The following is a 15,821-nucleotide window of genomic DNA, read 5'->3' on the forward strand; positions in this document are numbered from 1 at the left end:
GCACGCGGCGGCAAGAAGGTACGGTGTCGGCGATTGATCCTCCGCGATCGAACCGTCGCTCGGAGCCCGCGAGACGCTACAGGCCGTGGTACGACTCCATCTCCCCGCGGAACGCCGACGGGACCGGCGCAGGCGCACCGGAGTCGGGGTCGAGGCTGACGAGCGTCGCCTCGCCTTCGGCCGCGACCGTGTCGTCGACGCGGATCTCGTGGGTCATCGTCACGCTGGAGCGCCCGATATCGGCGACGTCGAGATCGATCGCGACCGACCCGTCCGTCAGCTCGACCGGCCGGCGGAAGTCCAGCGAGAGCGACGCCAACACCGTCGACACCCGGGAGAGGTCGGCGCCGAGGACGTCGCGGAAGTACTCGGTCCGGGCCTGTTCGACGTACGTCGCGTAGACGGCGTTGTTGACGTGACCCATCGCGTCGATGTCGCGGAAGCGGACGTCGATCTCGGTCGTGTAAGTGCTCATGTCGGATCCTCCGCGGGAGACGGTATGTAGGCGTCGAGATCGGTCGAGGACCGGCCGCACCCGTCAGTACAGCAGCTCGTCGTCGTTCTCGATCATGTACAGCGACCGGGCGGCGATGTTGACGGCGTGGTCGCCGACGCGTTCGAGGTCGCGGATCGTGAGGAGCAGCCGCGAGACGTTCCGCATCGTCCCCTCCACGTCGGTCTCCTCGCGGAGCTCGTCGCGCTCGATGAGGTCGCGGACGACGAGCTCGCTCGCGGCCTCGCAAGCGGCGTCGAGTTCGTCGTCGGCCTCGGCGACGGCGTGACACAGCTCGGGGTCGGACTGCGCGTACGCCTCCATGGCGTCTTCCAACATCGCCAGCGTATCGTCGCCGATGCGCTGGACGTCGACGTCGGGGAACACCTCGCGGTCGGCCCGCTTCGCGTACCCGCCGAGATTCGTCGCGAGGTCCGCGATCCGTTCGAGGTCGGTGATGATCTTGAACGAGGCCGCGATGAACCGCAAGTCCCCCGCCACCGGCTGCTGGAGCGCGATAAGGTCGGTACATTCGCCCTCTAGCTCGAGGTAGAGGTCGTTGATCTCGGCGTCGCCGGTGATGACCTCCTCGCCCAGCTCGCCGTCCTGCTGTTCTAAGGCGTCGAGACCCATCCGAAGGCGCTCAGCGACCACCTCGCTCATGTAGAGCACGTCGTCGCGGAGATCCTCCAGTTTCGTCTGGTACTGTTCGCGTGGCATCGTCTTGGCGTATCCGCCTCTCCGGACGTACAAAAACACGTCGCCGATCGCGCGGTCACCGACTCTCGGGGCGACTGAAAGTCGCGCTAGCGGGTGGAGCCGTCGCGTCGAACGATGCACTCCGCACGAACCCCGTGGACGGGTGCACACGTACGGCGGAGTTACTCTACAACGTGTCTTGCATACCGAGAAACGGCCTGATGTCGACCGTATCCGGGTCGAATCGGTGGGACACATACGGCGGAATTACTGCAAATGCGTCCGGCATACCGGGAGACGGCGTGGAGACGATCGCAATCCCGGTCGAATCGGTACCGCGCCACGCTTCCATTTGTAAGATCGACGGGAGGAAAAATTCCCGATCTATAACAAAGTGCGACACTGCCAAGCGGTGGATTGTGGTAAATTCGAACGAAGACGACGGCGAACGACGGGCGGACAGTACGGGGAATAACACGAGGCGACAGTTCGTGATCGGATCGGCCGGTGCGCTCGGTGGGTTGGCGCTCGGGAGCGGGTTCGCTGGGTCCACGGCCGCCCAGTCGGACGACGAGGAGGAAGATGGCGAGGAGGGTGAAGGCGAGGAAGCGGAGCCGGTCGATAACGAGTTCGAAGACGACGTCGACATCCTCAACTTCGCTCTCACGCTAGAGTACCTCGAAGCGCGCTTCTACGCGGAAGGGCTGGAGAACATCGACGAGGAGGACCTGTGTAGCTGCAGAGCGTTCGGCGGCGAGGACGACCCGCTCCGCGAGCGGGCCTACGAAGAGCTCGAGACGATACAGGCCCACGAGGAGGCCCACGTCGAGGCCCTCCAGGACGCGATCGAGGAACTCGACGGGGAGCCCGTCGAGGAGCCGGAGTTCGACTTCGGGATGGCGGTGGAGTATCCCATGGCGTTCCTCGGAACGGCCGCGCAGCTCGAGGACGTCGGAGTCTCAGCGTACGCCGGCGCCGCGCCCTACATCGAGAACGAGGAGATCCTCGTCCCGGCGCTCGGCATCCACAGCGTCGAAGCCCGCCACGCCTCGTTCCTGCGGACGCTCAACGGCGAGACGGGGTTCCCGGACGTGGTCGACGCGCCGCGCTCCCGGTCGGAAATCGAGGAGCTCGTCGCGCCGTACGTCGTCGACATGGAACAGGAGGGCGACGAGGAACAGGAGGATGACGAGGAGCAGGAAGACGACGAGGAGCAGGAAGACGACGAATAGAGACCGACGCCAACGCCGGTGACGACGACGCTCCCGACGACGCCAACACGGCATCCCGACGGAGCAGCGAGAGAGACGGAGACGGAGCGGCTACTCCCGCCCCGTCTCCCGTATCGCCGGCGATCGCCCCCGTTGACGCCGACAGCCGCTTGTCCTGAACACACGACCCGGCCCCGACGATACCGCTTCCGTCTCGGTTGGAAGGTTCCGTTTTGCTCGGTTGACCGAGCGTGCTCGACGTCGGCGCAGTCTCGAGACTCCCGCCCGCGGAGTCTGAGTGAGTGAGTCCAAGAGGGATCGTCGGGCGTACGGCGAAGAGGCGTATTCTCGTGGAGTACTCGTCGCGTACTCCGCGGAGCTGTCGCTGTGGACGCGACGACGGCTTCGTCGGGTTCGTCTCACTGACTGCCGACGCACGACACGCTCCCGGTGAGATGGGCGAATAGGTCCACCCAAACCATCGCTCGTCCGTTTGGGATTCCCGACTTGGGTGACGGATCGACGAGCCGTGCTGAATACGGCGATGTACGTGGAGTCTCGAACCGATCGCAGGGGTTCCTCACAAAAAGAGAGGTGTTCAATCCGCGACGAGGCGGATGTCGAGGGGGACCTGGTTCGCGATCACGTCCACCAGCGGCGAGGTCTTCTCGACACGCTCGCGCAGTTCGGTCAGTTCAGCCTCGGAAGCGTCGGCGTCCACGTAGACCGTGCAGTCGATCGACTCGTAGCCGGGACGGACGTCCTCGGAGAGACCGAGGAAGCCGCGGAGATCGACGTCGCCCGCCATCTCGAAGCGGAGACCGTCGAGTTCGATTCCCATGTGAGCCGCGTTCGCCGCGTAGCCGACGCTCAGACACGAGCCGAGCGCCCCGAGGAGGAGTTCGACGGCGTTCGGGCCGGTTCGCTCTCCGAGGATCTGTTCGGGCTCGTCACCTCGGAGTGTGAACTCACGAGTGTGAACGGTTTCGCCCGCCTGATCAAACTCGTCGATCGTCGTCACGGACTTGAGTGCGTCCTCCCAACGGGTCTCGGCCCGGAACGTGAACATTCCGACGTCGGAATCCTCGCCGATCGCTTCGACTGCGCCTTCAAGCGCAGCGACGTCGACACCGTTCACCGTCTGTCGCTCGGTAGTAGCCATTTCGGATCACCGATCTCCATTGGACAGCTGAGAGAATAAAGCCATATTAGCGGACGCGATTTCTTGCGTTGCGTTTTGTCACGAATAGGTGCCCGATTCTCGTCGACGCTCCCGTTTCGATCGTGGCGAAGTAGACTTCTCGGATTCCGCAGCGGTACTCATACCTGCCCTCGCTCCGACGCTATAAATCTCTCTCGCCGTCCAGCGATTTTCACTTATAAGTTAGTGGGTTGGGGCAGATTTGAACCACCGAACGGCGGTTCGGCTCGCTCCGCTCGCCGACTGCGCCGTTCGAGCCCGCGCCTCGCGGTGCTCGGCGCGGATGCCGGCCTCTATCGAACGCAGTTGTCGAGAGAAGTGGGTTGGGGCAGATTTGAACTGCCGGCCTCCTCCATGTCAAGGAGGTGTCATAACCGGACTAGACTACCAACCCGAGGGGGCTTACTGTCGCGTTTCGTCGTACCCGGGGGACGTAATTGAACCTTTCGTTTCGAACCCCGACGCCATGGTGCGGTCTCCCGATCGGACCCGCTCGCACGCGGCGATAGCGCGCCACGGTGACGAGTCGATCCACCGCGCCGCCGTGCTCGCGGTCGGCTTTCGACCGCTTTTACTGGATTGGCGAGAGTCGATCGATATGGTCGATTTCGCCGCCCGCACAGAGAGGCTCGACGCGTACCTCGAGGAGCGCGGACTCGAAGCGGTGTGGTTCGCCAGGCCGAACGGGTTCGCGTGGCTCACCGGCGGCGACAACGTCGTCGACGCGGACGCCGACGTGGGGGTCGCCGCCGCCGGCTACGACGGTGCCCTCCGCGTGATCACCGACAACATCGAAGCGGAGCGGCTCGCCGAGGAGGAGCTGCCCGACGCGGTCGCCGTCGAGTCGTTCCCGTGGCACGCCGACTCGCTGGCCGAGGCCGTCGCGGAGCGCTCGCCCGCGCCGGGCGCCGCCGACTTCGACGTGCCGGGCTTCGAGCGCGTCGACGGGAGCCGCCTGCGCCAGCCGCTCACCGACGACGACGTCGAGCGCTACCGCGAACTGGGCCGCGAGGTCGCGGCCGCCGTCGAGACCGTCTGCCGCAACCTCGAACCCGAGGACCCGGAGTACGAGGTCGCCGCCGGGATCGACATCTCGCTCGCCTCCCGCGACGTCGACACCCCGGTCGTGCTCGTGGGCGGCGCGGAGCGCGCGGAACGGTTCCGTCACTACACGCCGAGCGACGCGACGCTCGGCGACTACGCGCTCGTCTCGGTCACCGCCGAGCGGGCCGGCCTCTACGCCTCCATGACGCGGACCGTCGCCTTCGACGCCCCCGACTGGCTGGAGGAGCGCCACCGCGCGGCGGCCCGCGTCGAGGCGACCGCGCTCGCGGCGACCGAGGCCGCGGCGGCGGGCGAACTGACTGACGGGGGCGACGGGGCGGACGACGTCCCCGACACCGCCGGCGACGTCTTCGACGCGATCCGCGAAGCGTACGACGCCGTCGGCTTCGCCGACGAGTGGCGGAAACACCACCAGGGCGGCGCCGCGGGGTTCGCGGGCCGCGAGTGGATCGCCATGCCGGACGGCGACGAGCCGGTCCGGCGGCCGATGGGCTACGCGTGGAACCCGACGGTGCAGGGGGCGAAAAGCGAGGACACTCACCTCGTCGCGGCCGACCGGACCGAGACGCTCACCAAGACGGGCCAGTGGCCGACTCACGAGGTCGAGCCGGTCGACGTCGACGGCGTCCCGACCGAACCGCGGGAGCTGACGGCGCCTGTGATCCGATAGGCTACCGCGGGGTCAGGGTGGCCCCGTCAGTACACGTACTCGCTCTCGTCGATGCCGACGTAGTCCTTCTTCACCCGGCGCTTGTTCCACTTGTAGCCGAGCAGCAGTTTCACCGACTCCCAGCCGGAGCGGTACGGCTGCGAGAGGAGGCCGTCGCCGGCCTCCGCGGCTAGCATCGCGTCGGCCGCGCCGATGATCCGGTTCCAGTCGTCCGGGTCGTAGTCGGCGACCATGTCCGCCATCGTCACGTTGCGGACGATCTCGTCGCCGATCGCCTCCTTCCAGCGCCGGTTGTAGGGGGTCAGGTCGCCCGCGGCGGCCAGTTCCCCGGCGATGGCGCCGGTCCGGACCGCGACGTGGTCGCCGCCCTCGTGGAAGGCGGAGGTCGTCCCCATCGCGCCGCCGACGACCGCGATACCGGCGTCCGTCGGCGAGTCGATCGGTCGCGTCGAGGAGATCGGGTACGTCTCCGTTCCGTTCCGCTTTCCCGCGTCCTCGACGATCGGAAAGTCCGTCTCCACGTCGTACTCGTCGCCGTACTGCCACTCCAGAAGTCGCCGGACGTACTCGCCGCCCCGCGGGATCGACTCGTCGTCCGTATCGAGGAGCGCGTAGGCCTCTCGGTCGAACTCGTCGATATCGAGGCCGATCGGCATCGTCAGCCCGATCCGGCAGACGCGGTCGTCGTTCGGGAATATCCACGGGTACGCCGTCTCGCCGGGCATCACGCCCCACCAGAAGACGAGCGCTTCGTCGACCTCCTCGTACACCGCTTCCGGGACGCGGCGGTACTCCTGGTAGGCGATGTGGTTCGCCGTCCGAGAGGCGAGCCGCTCCGAGGCCGCCGCGTCCGCGGGGAGGTACTCGTCGAGCACCCGGTTCGTCACCGTGCGCTGTGGACCGTCCGCGAGGACGACGAAGTCCGCCCCGATCGCGTCGCCGGACGCGAGCTCGAGGGTGTGACGGGGGTCGCTCCCGCCGGCGCTCTCCGCCCCGCCGCCGCTCGGGTCGACCGACAGGTCGGTGTCGACGCCGCGGACGGACGCGCCGACGCGGTACTCCGCCCCGGCGTCCTCGGCCCGGTCGCGGAGCCAGTCGTCGAAGCGGGCGCGGTGGAAGGTGTACCCGAACTTGTCGTACGACGAATCGATGCCGGTGGCGGTGAGCGTCGCGGCCTCGTCGGGGCCGCGGAACTCGGCACGGTTTAACTCCCGCTGGACGACGCCGTCGTCGAACTCGTCGGGGTGGATCCCCATGATGTCGACCCAGTAGTCCAAGATCCCCGCCGCGTCCGTCGAGTCGGGACCGAGCCGATCGCGGTCGGCCCGGGGGACGCCCCTCTCGAGGACGAGCGCGTCGGCGCCGGCGGTCGCGGCCGCGTGCGCTGCGGACGCGCCGGCCGGACCGCCTCCGACGATCGCGACGTCTACGCGTTCCATACCCCGTGAGATAGCCGTCCGGCTATTAAATTCACGGTCCCGGACCGCGGCGGCGTCTCCGAACGAGGCGGTAGCGGTCCCGCGGTTCGACGGCCGAGCACCGATCGCGAGCCCGACGTGTGGTCGACGTCACTCCCGAAGCACCGCGGAGTAGTCCGCGACGATCCCGTCGACGCCGGCCGCCGCGAGCCGGTCGGCCTCGTACCACGTCTCGACGGTCCAGACGTTCACCGCGCGCCCCTCCGCGTGTGCGACCCCGAGGGGGTCCGAGCTGTCGCCGTCCCAGGAGCCGCCGAACCGCTCCGCGTCGAAGAACGGCGTGCCGCGAACCGCGTCGATCGGCGGGTGGATCGCGGCCGCGTCGTGCTCGCGGGCGATCGCGAGTCCGTCCGCGACCGACTCGGACACCAGCGGGGCGACGGGAAGCGACGACAGCTCTCGGACCGCCGCGAGCGCTCCCTCGCAGAACGACGAGAACAGGAGGTCGTGCCCGAACCCCTCGGTGACCGCCAGCACGCGCTCGACGAACGGGCGCCAGACCGCGGTCCGCTCCGCGAGGGCGTCGCCCGCGAGCTTCTCGTCGGGGCGGAGGTCGCGACGGCCGGGGTTCTTGAGCTCGACGTTCACGCCGACGTCCGGCGGAATCGCGTCGAGCACGTCGACGAGGAGCGGGACCGTCTCTCCGCTGTCGAGCACCTCCGCGTCGGTGACGGTCGCCGTGTCCGTCTCCCAGACGAGCCCCGTCGCGTCGGTGAGCCCGCGGCCGTCGCGACCGGAGAGATCGGCGTCGTGGAAGACGACCACGTCGCCGTCGGCGGTGGGCACGACGTCGACCTCGATCCAGTCGGCTCGGCGCCTCGGCGACACGGCCGCGGTCGTCGGGTCGACGTCCCCGGCGACCCACTCGGCCGCCGCGACGGTGTTCTCCGGGGCCTCGCCCGCGAACCCGCGGTGGGCGAAGAGTCTCGGGTCGGTCATATCGCGTCGAGGACGGCGTCGACGACGACGCTCACCGCCTCTGAGATCACGCGTCTGACGCGCGCGAGCACACCCGCCTCGTCGCGCTCGTCGGCGCGCCCCGTGCGCGTCTCGCTCGCGGCGGCTCGCCCCGCCTTCGACTCGTCGGCGGCGTCGACGCGCTCGTCCATCGATCGAGACTCGCCGCGACGGGTGAAATAGGCGTCGGCCAGACGGACGAGTGTCGACGCGACAGGGGTCGAGACGGGGACCGTCAGTAGACGACGAGCGAGAGGTACAGCTGGCCGACGCCGGCGACGACCATCACGGCGCCCGCGAGCCGCTTCAACGTCCCCGCGTGGGCCATCACGCGGTTGGCGTTGCTGACCAGCCCCACGCCCGTCGCGACGGTCGTCGCGGCCATCAGGACCGCGACGACGCCGGCGTACACGGAGAGGACCAGGAGCGCGGCGTCGTCGGGGAGCGCGACGGCGCGAGCGACGACGGCGAGGAAGATGGGCGCGACGCAGCCGGCCCCCGCGAGCGCGTAGCCGGCGCCGAACAGCCCGAACCCGAGCACGCTCGACCGCCGCTCCGGCAGCGAGACGGACAGCGAGGGCGCCCGCCCGACGACCACGAGCAGCCCGAAAGCGACGAGCAGCCCGCCGACGAGCGTCTCGAAGACGGTGACGTTCGAGAGCGCCGACTGCCCGACCCGGACCGTCGCGCCCGCGAGCAGCGTGAACGTCGCCAGCACGCCGACCGCGGCCGCGAGGCCACGCACTCCCGCTCCGGTCACCGACGCCGTGTCGGCGTCGACGGAGTTCACGTAGAAGCCGACGTACCCTGGCAGCAGGGGGTACGCGCACGGCGAGAAGAACGTCGCGACGCCCGCGGTGAGCGCGAACGGGACGTTCGTCGCGAGCGAGACGTCGGTCATCGGTCGAGAGCGCTCTCGATGCCCTCGACGAACTCCTCCGTCGTGTGGGTCCCGGACGTCTCCCAGCGGACGCGCCCCGTCGCGTCGACGGCGCGCGCGCTCGGGTAGCCGCCGACGTTGAGTTGGGCCGCGAGCTCGGCCGAGACGTCGGCCGCGACGAGCCAGTTCCCGTCGTGTTCGCGCCACCAGTCGGCGACCGTCGCCTCGCTGACCGCGCCGCCGACGTCCTCGGGGGTCACCGAGACGAACAGCACCTCCTCGCCGAGCCGATCGTGTGCCTCGACGAGGTCGGGCATCTGCTCGATGCAGGGCTTACACCACGTCGCGAAGAAGTCGATGAACGTCGGTCGGTCGGTGGCCGGGAGCGTCACCTCGCCGTCGCGGCTCCCCCGCGCCTCGACGGTGTCGAGCGTCACCGGATCGACTGGCTCGGGGCCGTCGTCGCCGCCGAGCGCGTCGGGCGTGCGTCCCGACGCGACGACTCCGGCGCCGCCGAGCGCGCCCGCGCTGGCGAGTCCTGCGAGGAGGTGGCGGCGCCTCACGCGGTGACCACCCGTTCGAAGTCGTCGACGAGACGCTCGGTGTCGACCTCCGGCCCGTTCGGGTACGCCCGCTCGACGATCCCGTCCTTGTTCGCGAGGACGATCAGCCCGTAGTGGGGGAACTGGTACTCTAGGTCCTCGTACTCGTCGGCCTCTTCCTTCTCGATCTTGAGCCCGAAGTGTTCGTCCAAGAGCTCTTGGCCCCGCTCGTAGCTCTCAGGGCGGAGGAAGTGCCAGTTGCCGGCGTCGAGGTCGACGCTCTGTTCGTCGGCGTACTCGCGGAGCGCGTCGGCGGTGTCGCGTTCGGGGTCGAACGTGATCGGGAGGAACGCGGCCTCGTCCGCGTACCCTTCCTCGGCGGCGACCTCCTGTGCCCGACGGAGCCGGAGGATGAGCGCCGGACAGACGCCGTCGGGACAGTTCGTGTAGAAGGAGGTCCACAGCACGGCGCGCTCGCCCTTGAAGTCGCCGACCGACACGTCCTCGTCTGCGATGGGGTCGGGGACGGTGAAATCGGGCATCTCGTCGCCGTAACTCGGGTGGGAGGCCTCGCTGAGGTCCTGCTCCGGCGGGTCGAGAACCGTCCCTTCTGCGCCCGAGTCCCCGAGCGCGCCGAGACAACCGGCGACTGTGGTGGCAGCGGTGACGCCGGTCGCGGCGGTGAACGAGCGGAGATAGGTGCGGCGATCCATGTGTCTACTCGCCCTTCGTGGGCCCTCGTAAATGAATCTCGCGCCTGGTTGCACGCGGTGAACACAGGCGAGACGGAACGGCAGGCGAGACGTGACGGGGCGACGCCCCGGAACCGGCGTCCGGAACCGTCGTGGTACCACGACCCTCGCAAGGGTTATCCCCGAATGGGATGTACATTTGTTCGTAATGGCAAACGGTAAGGTTGACTTCTTCAACGACACTGGCGGCTACGGTTTCATTTCGACTGACGACGACGGCGTGGACGACGACGAGGACGTGTTCTTCCACATGGAAGACGTCGGCGGTCCGGACCTCGAGGAGGGCCAGGAGGTCGAGTTCGACATCGAGTCCTCGCCCAAGGGCCCCCGCGCGACGAACCTGACGCGCAACTAACGATTCTATCGCGGACGCCGCGTCCGCGCGCACCACCGGACCGTCGCCGCTCGTCGGGATCGGCGACCGTTCCGTTCTTTCACGCTTATTCTACTTCGCGAGCGACGCGCTCGGCCACTCGATGACGGTCGTCTAGCGCCGCGATCGACCGTTTAAATACGAGCGAGAGCGACCGGGTTCACAGTGAGCGATCCGATCCCGACCGGCTGTCGACCGGTCGACGACCTGCTGGGCGGAGGGTTCGAGCGCGGCGTCGTCACGCAGGTGTACGGTCCCCCGGCGGCCGGAAAGACGAACCTCGCGCTCGCGGCCGCGGTCGAGGTCGCCGCCGCCGGCGACCGCGCCCTCTACATCGACACCGAGGGGCTCTCGATCGAGCGGTTCGAGCAGATCGCCGGAGGACGGGCCGACGACCTCGACGAGACGGTCGCGGAGCTCGCGTCGCGGCTGGTGATCACCGAGGCGTACGACTTCGACGACCAGCGGGAGGCTGTTCGCGACGCCGAGGAGCTCGCGGGAGAGATCGAGCTGATCGTGTTGGACTCGGCGACCGGGTTCTACCGCTTGGAGCGCGCCGGCGACACCGAGGGCGGCGAGTCGCTCCGGGCGGTCGCAAAGCAGGTGACGCACCTCCTCTCGCTGGCCCGCCGACACGACGTCGCCGTCGTGATCACGAACCAGGTGTTCACCGACCCCGACAGCGACCGCGACCGCGCGCTCGGCGGCAACACGCTCAACCACTGGACCGGCGCCGTCCTCCGCGTGGACCGCTACCGCGGCGGGAACCGGCGCGTGACACTGGAGAAGCACCGCTCGAGGCCCGCCGGCGACACCGCGACCTTCCGGATCGTCGCCGACGGCCTTGCAGAGGGCGCGGACGCGTAGGAGACCGGGTTCCGAACGAGCCGCGTCGGGAGCGAGTCGACGTCAGAAACGGAACGCGCGACCGCGACCGGAAGTCGAGACGGGAGCCGAGTCGGGTCCCGTGAAAACGGAGTACGGGAGCGGTCGGAGTCGTCGGGCGTGGGCTAGGCTGCCTCCCGGCTCACAGCTCGCCGAGCTTGCGGAGCAACTGGCCGCGGTACTCCTCGTCGGCGTTGACGCCTTTGATCTCCAGGACGTTGCGCTCCAGCTTGTCGAGCGCGACGTGGAAGGCGTGCTCGGCGCCGTACCCCTCGCCGGAGCCGCCGACCTGTCCCTCGTTGGTCCGGAGGCGGATCTGACACTGGATCAGCGGCGTGCCGCGGAGCTTCTCCTTGTGCGCGTGGAACCGCACGTGCGCGTGGATGACGTGCATGTCGGCGTACTTGTCGGAGACCTGCTCGATCGACTCGACGATGTGCTCGCGCGGGGTCGTATCGAGGAGGTCGACGTTCGTGATCTGGACGTCCATCGAGTCCTGTTCGGTGAACGTGAGCGCGCGGAGCACGTCGGTCTTCGTCACCATCCCGGCGACGGTGTCGGCGTCCTTCGGCGTGACGACCAGTCCGGAGACCTCGTTGTCGAACATGCGCTGAACGGCGCGCTGAGCGGTCTCGTCCGCGGTCGCGGTGACGACGGGGCTCGACATGATGTCGTAGACGGGGATGTCGAGCATCCGGTCGATGTCGCCGGCGCGGTCGCCGCTGCCCTGTCGCTCCTGGTCGCGGACGACGAACTCGACGATGTCGTTGGTGGTGACGACGCCGACCAGCTGTCCGTCCTCGTCGAGCGCCGGGAGCCGGGAGATCCCGTTCTCGCGGAGGCGGTTGATCGCGCGCCCGACGCTGTCCTTCTCGCTGATTCCGATGACGTCCTCGGTGGCGATCTGGCCCACGGTGATCGCGTCGAGACTGTCGAGGACGGCCTCGAGGATCTGGTCGACCGTGACGATCCCGTAGAGCTTCTCCCCCTCGTAGACGGGCGCGATCTTCACGTCGCCCTCGACGAGGAGCCGCGCGGTCTCCCTGACGTCCTCGTGCCGGTCGACGGAGGGTGCGGGCTTCATCACGGCCGACACCTTCGTGTCGTCCTCCATGCGCGAGCGCATGAGCTGTTTCTCCCCGACCACGCCGACGTACTCGCCGTCGTCGGTGACGACGATCCCTTTCGGGTTCTCGCGCTCGAAGATAGATCGGACCTTGGCGAGTCGCTCGTCGACGTCCACCTCGACGTACTCCGTCATCGCAATATCAACAATGTTCATAGTCCAGCGTGAATCTTCGACGTGCCGGGTATTGAAAGTGCGGGAGGCGTACCCGTCGCTGAGATCGCCCGCACGGCGCCGCGTCCGCCTGAACGCCTATTCGTCGGGAGACGAGCGGTACGTGTGAAACCTTTTTGCCGGTTACCGACGGAGGTGGCTCCGTGTACGACGCCGTCGTCCTCGACAAAGACGGGGTGCTCGTCGGGCGGACCCCGTTCGACACGCTCCGGGAGGCCGCCTGGGACGCGTTCGTGAGCCTCGGCGTCGACGACCCCGACCTGGCCCACGTCGACGATGTCGCGATCGGCGTCGACCCCGCGACGCTGACCGACATCTGCGAGCGCTACGGGATGGACCCGGGGGAGTTCTGGCGCGTGCGCGACGAGACCGCCGCGACCGCCCAGATCGACGCCGCCCGAAAGGGGCGGAAGACGCCGTACGAGGACGTCGACGCGCTCCGCTACCTCGACGCCCCGCTCGCCGTCGTCTCCTCGAACCAGCAGGCGACCGTGGACGCGATCCTCGATCACTTCGGGCTCGCGGGACGGTTCGAGGTGGCGTACGGCCGGCAGCCGTCGATCGCCAGCCTCTCGCGCAAGAAGCCCTCGCCGTACTACCTCGAACGCGTCTTAGAGGACCTCGGCGCGGAGACGGCGCTGTTCGTCGGCGACAACGAGTCCGACGTGCTCGCCGCCGACAACGCCGGTGTCGACTCCGCGTTCGTCCGGCGCCCGCACCGGCGCTCTGCCGAGCTCTCCTGCCAGCCGACCTACGAGATAGACGACCTCCACGACCTCGTCAGCATCTGCGGCCGAGCGCCCGTGCATCCGGACGCGGACGATCGGTCGTGACCGACGCGGGCGCCCGTGATTCCGGGCGCGGATGACCGGTCGTGGGCGTCGGTCCGCGGAGCCGGACGCTTTTTGTCTCGGTCGCACGCAGGACGACGCATGCACCTCCCGCCCGTCGGCCTCGGAACGATGGGGATCGACGACCCCGACGCGATCGCGGCCGCGCTCGCGGTCGGCTACCGCCACCTCGACACCGCGCGCATCTACGACAACGAGGACGTCGTCGGCGGGGGGCTCGCCGCCGGACTCACCGCGAACGACGCGGCTCGCGACGGCGTGAGCCGCGACGACGTGACCGTCGCGACGAAGCTGTGGATCGACGACCTCGGCCCCGACGAGGTCGGTCCCGCCGCCCGCGAGAGCGCCGACCGGCTCGGCGTCGAGACGCTGGATCTGCTGTACGTCCACCGCCCGCGAGGCGACTACGACCCGGAGACGACGCTGCCCGCGCTCGACCGGTTGAGAGAGGAAGGGCTCGTGCGGAACGTCGGCGTCTCGAACTTCGAGCCGGCCCAACTGGACCGCGCGATCCAGGTCCTCGACGCGCCGCTCGCGGCCCACCAGACCGAGCTTCACCCGCTGTTCTACCGGCCCGAGCTCTTGGAACACGCCCGCGAACACGGCTACACCGTGGTCGCGTACTCGCCGCTGGCCGGCGGGCGGGTGCGCGAGGTCGACGCCGTCCGCGCCGTCGCGGAGGCGCACGACGCGACGCCCGAGAGCGTCGCGATCGCGTGGGCGACCGCGAAGGAACCGGTCGTGGCGATCCCGAAGGCGTCGAGCGAGGCGCACCTCTGTGCGAACCTCGCGGCCGCAGGGCTGGAGCTGACCGACGCGGAGATCGCCTCCATCGACGCGGTCGAGCACGAGGAGGAGCTGTTCCCGGAGTAACGCCTGCCGCCGGAGTAGTACAGGATCGTGTATATTATAAGCGATTGAGAGTTCCAGATCGACACGATCCCGCGTCACTTTTGTGTCGCCGCCTCCTCGCTTCCGGTATGACCGAGAACACCGCCGACGCGGACGCGCCGACGATCATCGACGGCGAGGCCGTCGCGGGCGACGTGCGCGCCGACGTGGCCGCACACGTCGAGACGCTGGGATCGGCGGGCGTGACGCCGGGGCTCGCCACCGTGCTGATGAGCGACGACCCCGCCAGCGAGACGTACGTCTCGATGAAACAGCGCGACTGCGAGGAGGTGGGTATCGAGAGCGTCCACGTCGAGATTGACGCCGACGCGCCGGCCGAGGAGCTGTACGGGACCATCGACGAGCTCAACGAGCGCGACGACGTCCACGGCATCCTCGTCCAGTTGCCCGTCCCCGACCACGTCGACAAGCGGACCGTCCTCCGGCGGATCGCTCCCGAGAAGGACGTGGACGGCTTCCACCCGGAGAACGTCGGGCGGCTCGTGGCGGGCGACGCTCGCTTCAAGCCCTGCACCCCCCACGGCGTGCAGAAGCTCCTCGCGGCGTACGACGTGGAGACCGAGGGCGCGGACGCGGTCGTCGTCGGCCGGTCCGACATCGTCGGGAAGCCGATGGCGAACCTCCTGATCCAGAAGGGGCCGACCGGGAACGCGACCACGACCGTCTGTCACTCCCGGACCGAGGACCTAGCGGGGAAGCTCGCGGACGCGGACGTCGTGATCGCCGCCGTCGGGGTGCCGGAGTTCCTCGACGGTTCGATGCTGAAAGACGGCGCGACCGTGATCGACGTGGGCATCAACCGCGTCGACGCGGACACGGAGAAGGGATACGAGCTGGTCGGCGACGTCGACTACGAGTCGGCGGCGGAGGTCGCGGGGGCGATCACCCCGGTCCCCGGCGGCGTCGGACCGATGACGCGCGCGATGCTCCTCTACAACACGGTGAAGGCGGCCGCGCTCCAGCGCGACGTCCAGATCGATCTGGACTGAGATAACGGACCGTCGTTCGGATCGGATTAGGTGTTCCCCCGAGAAGCGAGATCTCCACCTGGAAAAATACTCTCGATTCCAACGCGTTCCTCGCTGCCGCGTCGGTCACTCGTCGGTTTCGTTGGTGTCGTCGGATTCGTTGGTGTCAGTTTCGTTATCGGTGCCTGTTTCGTTGGTGTCGTCGGTTTCGTTGGTGTCTTCGGAGTCAGTTTCGTCGTCGGTTTCGTCGGTGTCTTCGGAGTCGGTTTCGTTGGTGTCTTCGGAGTCAGTTTCGTCGTCGGTTTCGTTGGTGTCTTCGGAGTCGGTTTCGTCCTCGGAGTCGGTTTCGTCCTCGGAGTCGGTTTCGTCGGTTTCGTCCTCGGAGTCGGTTTCGTCGGTTTCGTCCTCGGAGTCGGTTTCGTCGTCGTCCGAAGGCGCTTCGGGGTCGTCCGAACAGCCGGCGATACCGATTATCCCGGCCGCACCCACGACGCTAACGAACTTTCGGCGGTTGAACTCTTTTTGTACCATAGATCGAACCCATCGTCCCCTCGATGCTCCGTCCCCACTGTTAGAAGTCAGAT

General features: G+C 68.3%; 18 protein-coding genes and 1 tRNA gene. 7 read left to right on the forward strand and 12 right to left on the reverse strand.

The genetic code is table 11. The features are described from left to right. Nucleotides 1–76: 76 nt before the first annotated feature. Together U4E84_RS04325 and phoU are read right to left on the reverse strand one after the other, a co-directional pair. On the reverse strand, nucleotides 77–475 hold the full coding sequence (locus U4E84_RS04325; RefSeq protein WP_322530869.1) for a thioesterase family protein: 399 nt from the start codon (nucleotides 473–475) through the stop codon (nucleotides 77–79). Between the two features lie 63 nt (nucleotides 476–538). Then, complete coding sequence (gene phoU / locus U4E84_RS04330; protein ID WP_322530870.1) at nucleotides 539–1,213, reverse strand: phosphate signaling complex protein PhoU; 675 nt, start codon at nucleotides 1,211–1,213, stop codon at nucleotides 539–541. A gap of 470 nt (nucleotides 1,214–1,683) precedes the next feature. On the opposite strand from phoU, the gene U4E84_RS04335 reads away from it, so the two are divergent. Then, the gene (locus tag U4E84_RS04335) at nucleotides 1,684–2,424 is read left to right on the forward strand and encodes a ferritin-like domain-containing protein (protein ID WP_322530871.1); all 741 of its coding nucleotides are present in this window, start codon (nucleotides 1,684–1,686) and stop codon (nucleotides 2,422–2,424) included. Between the two features lie 577 nt (nucleotides 2,425–3,001). Here the strand turns inward: U4E84_RS04335 and U4E84_RS04340 are convergent. Both U4E84_RS04340 and U4E84_RS04345 read right to left on the reverse strand, forming a co-directional pair. Beyond that, a complete protein-coding gene (locus U4E84_RS04340; RefSeq protein ID WP_322530872.1) occupies nucleotides 3,002–3,565 on the reverse strand; it encodes an OsmC family protein in 564 nt (187 codons plus the stop codon). A gap of 358 nt (nucleotides 3,566–3,923) precedes the next feature. Next, a tRNA-Val gene (locus U4E84_RS04345) sits at nucleotides 3,924–3,998 on the reverse strand. Nucleotides 3,999–4,202: 204 nt separating this feature from the next. On the opposite strand from U4E84_RS04345, the gene U4E84_RS04350 reads away from it, so the two are divergent. Next, nucleotides 4,203–5,339, forward strand: a complete 1,137-nt coding sequence (locus U4E84_RS04350) for a M24 family metallopeptidase (protein WP_322530873.1) — start codon at nucleotides 4,203–4,205, stop codon at nucleotides 5,337–5,339. A gap of 26 nt (nucleotides 5,340–5,365) precedes the next feature. On the opposite strand, the gene U4E84_RS04355 is transcribed toward U4E84_RS04350, so the two are convergent. From U4E84_RS04355 to U4E84_RS04380, 6 genes are all read right to left on the reverse strand, one after another. Then, complete coding sequence (locus U4E84_RS04355; RefSeq protein ID WP_322530874.1) at nucleotides 5,366–6,778, reverse strand: NAD(P)/FAD-dependent oxidoreductase; 1,413 nt, start codon at nucleotides 6,776–6,778, stop codon at nucleotides 5,366–5,368. A gap of 129 nt (nucleotides 6,779–6,907) precedes the next feature. Then, nucleotides 6,908–7,756: a glycerophosphodiester phosphodiesterase gene (locus tag U4E84_RS04360; protein WP_322530875.1), complete on the reverse strand. Its 849-nt coding sequence runs from the start codon at nucleotides 7,754–7,756 to the stop codon at nucleotides 6,908–6,910. Continuing rightward, nucleotides 7,753–7,926, reverse strand: coding sequence for a hypothetical protein (locus tag U4E84_RS04365; protein ID WP_322530876.1), 174 nt, complete (start codon nucleotides 7,924–7,926; stop codon nucleotides 7,753–7,755). The genes U4E84_RS04360 and U4E84_RS04365 overlap by 4 nt, the downstream gene beginning before the upstream one ends. 83 nt (nucleotides 7,927–8,009) lie before the next feature. Next, nucleotides 8,010–8,675 carry a cytochrome c biogenesis protein CcdA gene (locus U4E84_RS04370; protein ID WP_322530877.1) on the reverse strand — a complete coding sequence of 222 codons (666 nt, stop codon included), beginning with the start codon at nucleotides 8,673–8,675 and terminating at the stop codon, nucleotides 8,010–8,012. Further along, nucleotides 8,672–9,217 carry a TlpA disulfide reductase family protein gene (locus U4E84_RS04375; protein ID WP_322530878.1) on the reverse strand — a complete coding sequence of 182 codons (546 nt, stop codon included), beginning with the start codon at nucleotides 9,215–9,217 and terminating at the stop codon, nucleotides 8,672–8,674. The genes U4E84_RS04370 and U4E84_RS04375 overlap by 4 nt, the downstream gene beginning before the upstream one ends. Continuing rightward, nucleotides 9,214–9,909, reverse strand: a complete 696-nt coding sequence (locus U4E84_RS04380; RefSeq protein WP_322530879.1) for an SCO family protein — start codon at nucleotides 9,907–9,909, stop codon at nucleotides 9,214–9,216. Before U4E84_RS04380 ends, U4E84_RS04375 begins: the two co-directional genes overlap by 4 nt. Nucleotides 9,910–10,096: 187 nt before the next feature. On the opposite strand from U4E84_RS04380, the gene U4E84_RS04385 reads away from it, so the two are divergent. Next, nucleotides 10,097–10,303, forward strand: a complete 207-nt coding sequence (locus tag U4E84_RS04385; RefSeq protein WP_008000225.1) for a cold-shock protein — start codon at nucleotides 10,097–10,099, stop codon at nucleotides 10,301–10,303. A 183-nt stretch (nucleotides 10,304–10,486) separates the two neighbouring features. Then, a complete protein-coding gene (gene radB / locus U4E84_RS04390; RefSeq protein WP_322530880.1) occupies nucleotides 10,487–11,188 on the forward strand; it encodes a DNA repair and recombination protein RadB in 702 nt (233 codons plus the stop codon). A 160-nt stretch (nucleotides 11,189–11,348) separates the two neighbouring features. On the opposite strand, the gene U4E84_RS04395 is transcribed toward radB, so the two are convergent. Next, a complete protein-coding gene (locus tag U4E84_RS04395; protein ID WP_322530881.1) occupies nucleotides 11,349–12,488 on the reverse strand; it encodes a CBS domain-containing protein in 1,140 nt (379 codons plus the stop codon). 161 nt (nucleotides 12,489–12,649) lie between these two features. Between U4E84_RS04395 and U4E84_RS04400 the strand changes: the two genes are divergently transcribed. The 3 genes from U4E84_RS04400 to U4E84_RS04410 all read left to right on the forward strand — a co-directional run bounded on the left by U4E84_RS04400 (nucleotide 12,650) and on the right by U4E84_RS04410 (nucleotide 15,258). Beyond that, nucleotides 12,650–13,339: an HAD family hydrolase gene (locus U4E84_RS04400; RefSeq protein WP_322530882.1), complete on the forward strand. Its 690-nt coding sequence runs from the start codon at nucleotides 12,650–12,652 to the stop codon at nucleotides 13,337–13,339. 99 nt (nucleotides 13,340–13,438) lie between these two features. After that, nucleotides 13,439–14,230, forward strand: a complete 792-nt coding sequence (locus U4E84_RS04405; RefSeq protein WP_322530883.1) for an aldo/keto reductase — start codon at nucleotides 13,439–13,441, stop codon at nucleotides 14,228–14,230. A gap of 107 nt (nucleotides 14,231–14,337) precedes the next feature. Next, complete coding sequence (locus U4E84_RS04410) at nucleotides 14,338–15,258, forward strand: bifunctional methylenetetrahydrofolate dehydrogenase/methenyltetrahydrofolate cyclohydrolase (RefSeq protein ID WP_322530884.1); 921 nt, start codon at nucleotides 14,338–14,340, stop codon at nucleotides 15,256–15,258. Between the two features lie 105 nt (nucleotides 15,259–15,363). On the opposite strand, the gene U4E84_RS04415 is transcribed toward U4E84_RS04410, so the two are convergent. Further along, nucleotides 15,364–15,768, reverse strand: a complete 405-nt coding sequence (locus tag U4E84_RS04415; protein WP_322530885.1) for a hypothetical protein — start codon at nucleotides 15,766–15,768, stop codon at nucleotides 15,364–15,366. Nucleotides 15,769–15,821 lie beyond the last annotated feature (53 nt).

It is taken from the genome of Halorubrum sp. AD140 (assembly GCF_034497445.1).
Classification (GTDB): Archaea; Halobacteriota; Halobacteria; order Halobacteriales; family Haloferacaceae; genus Halorubrum.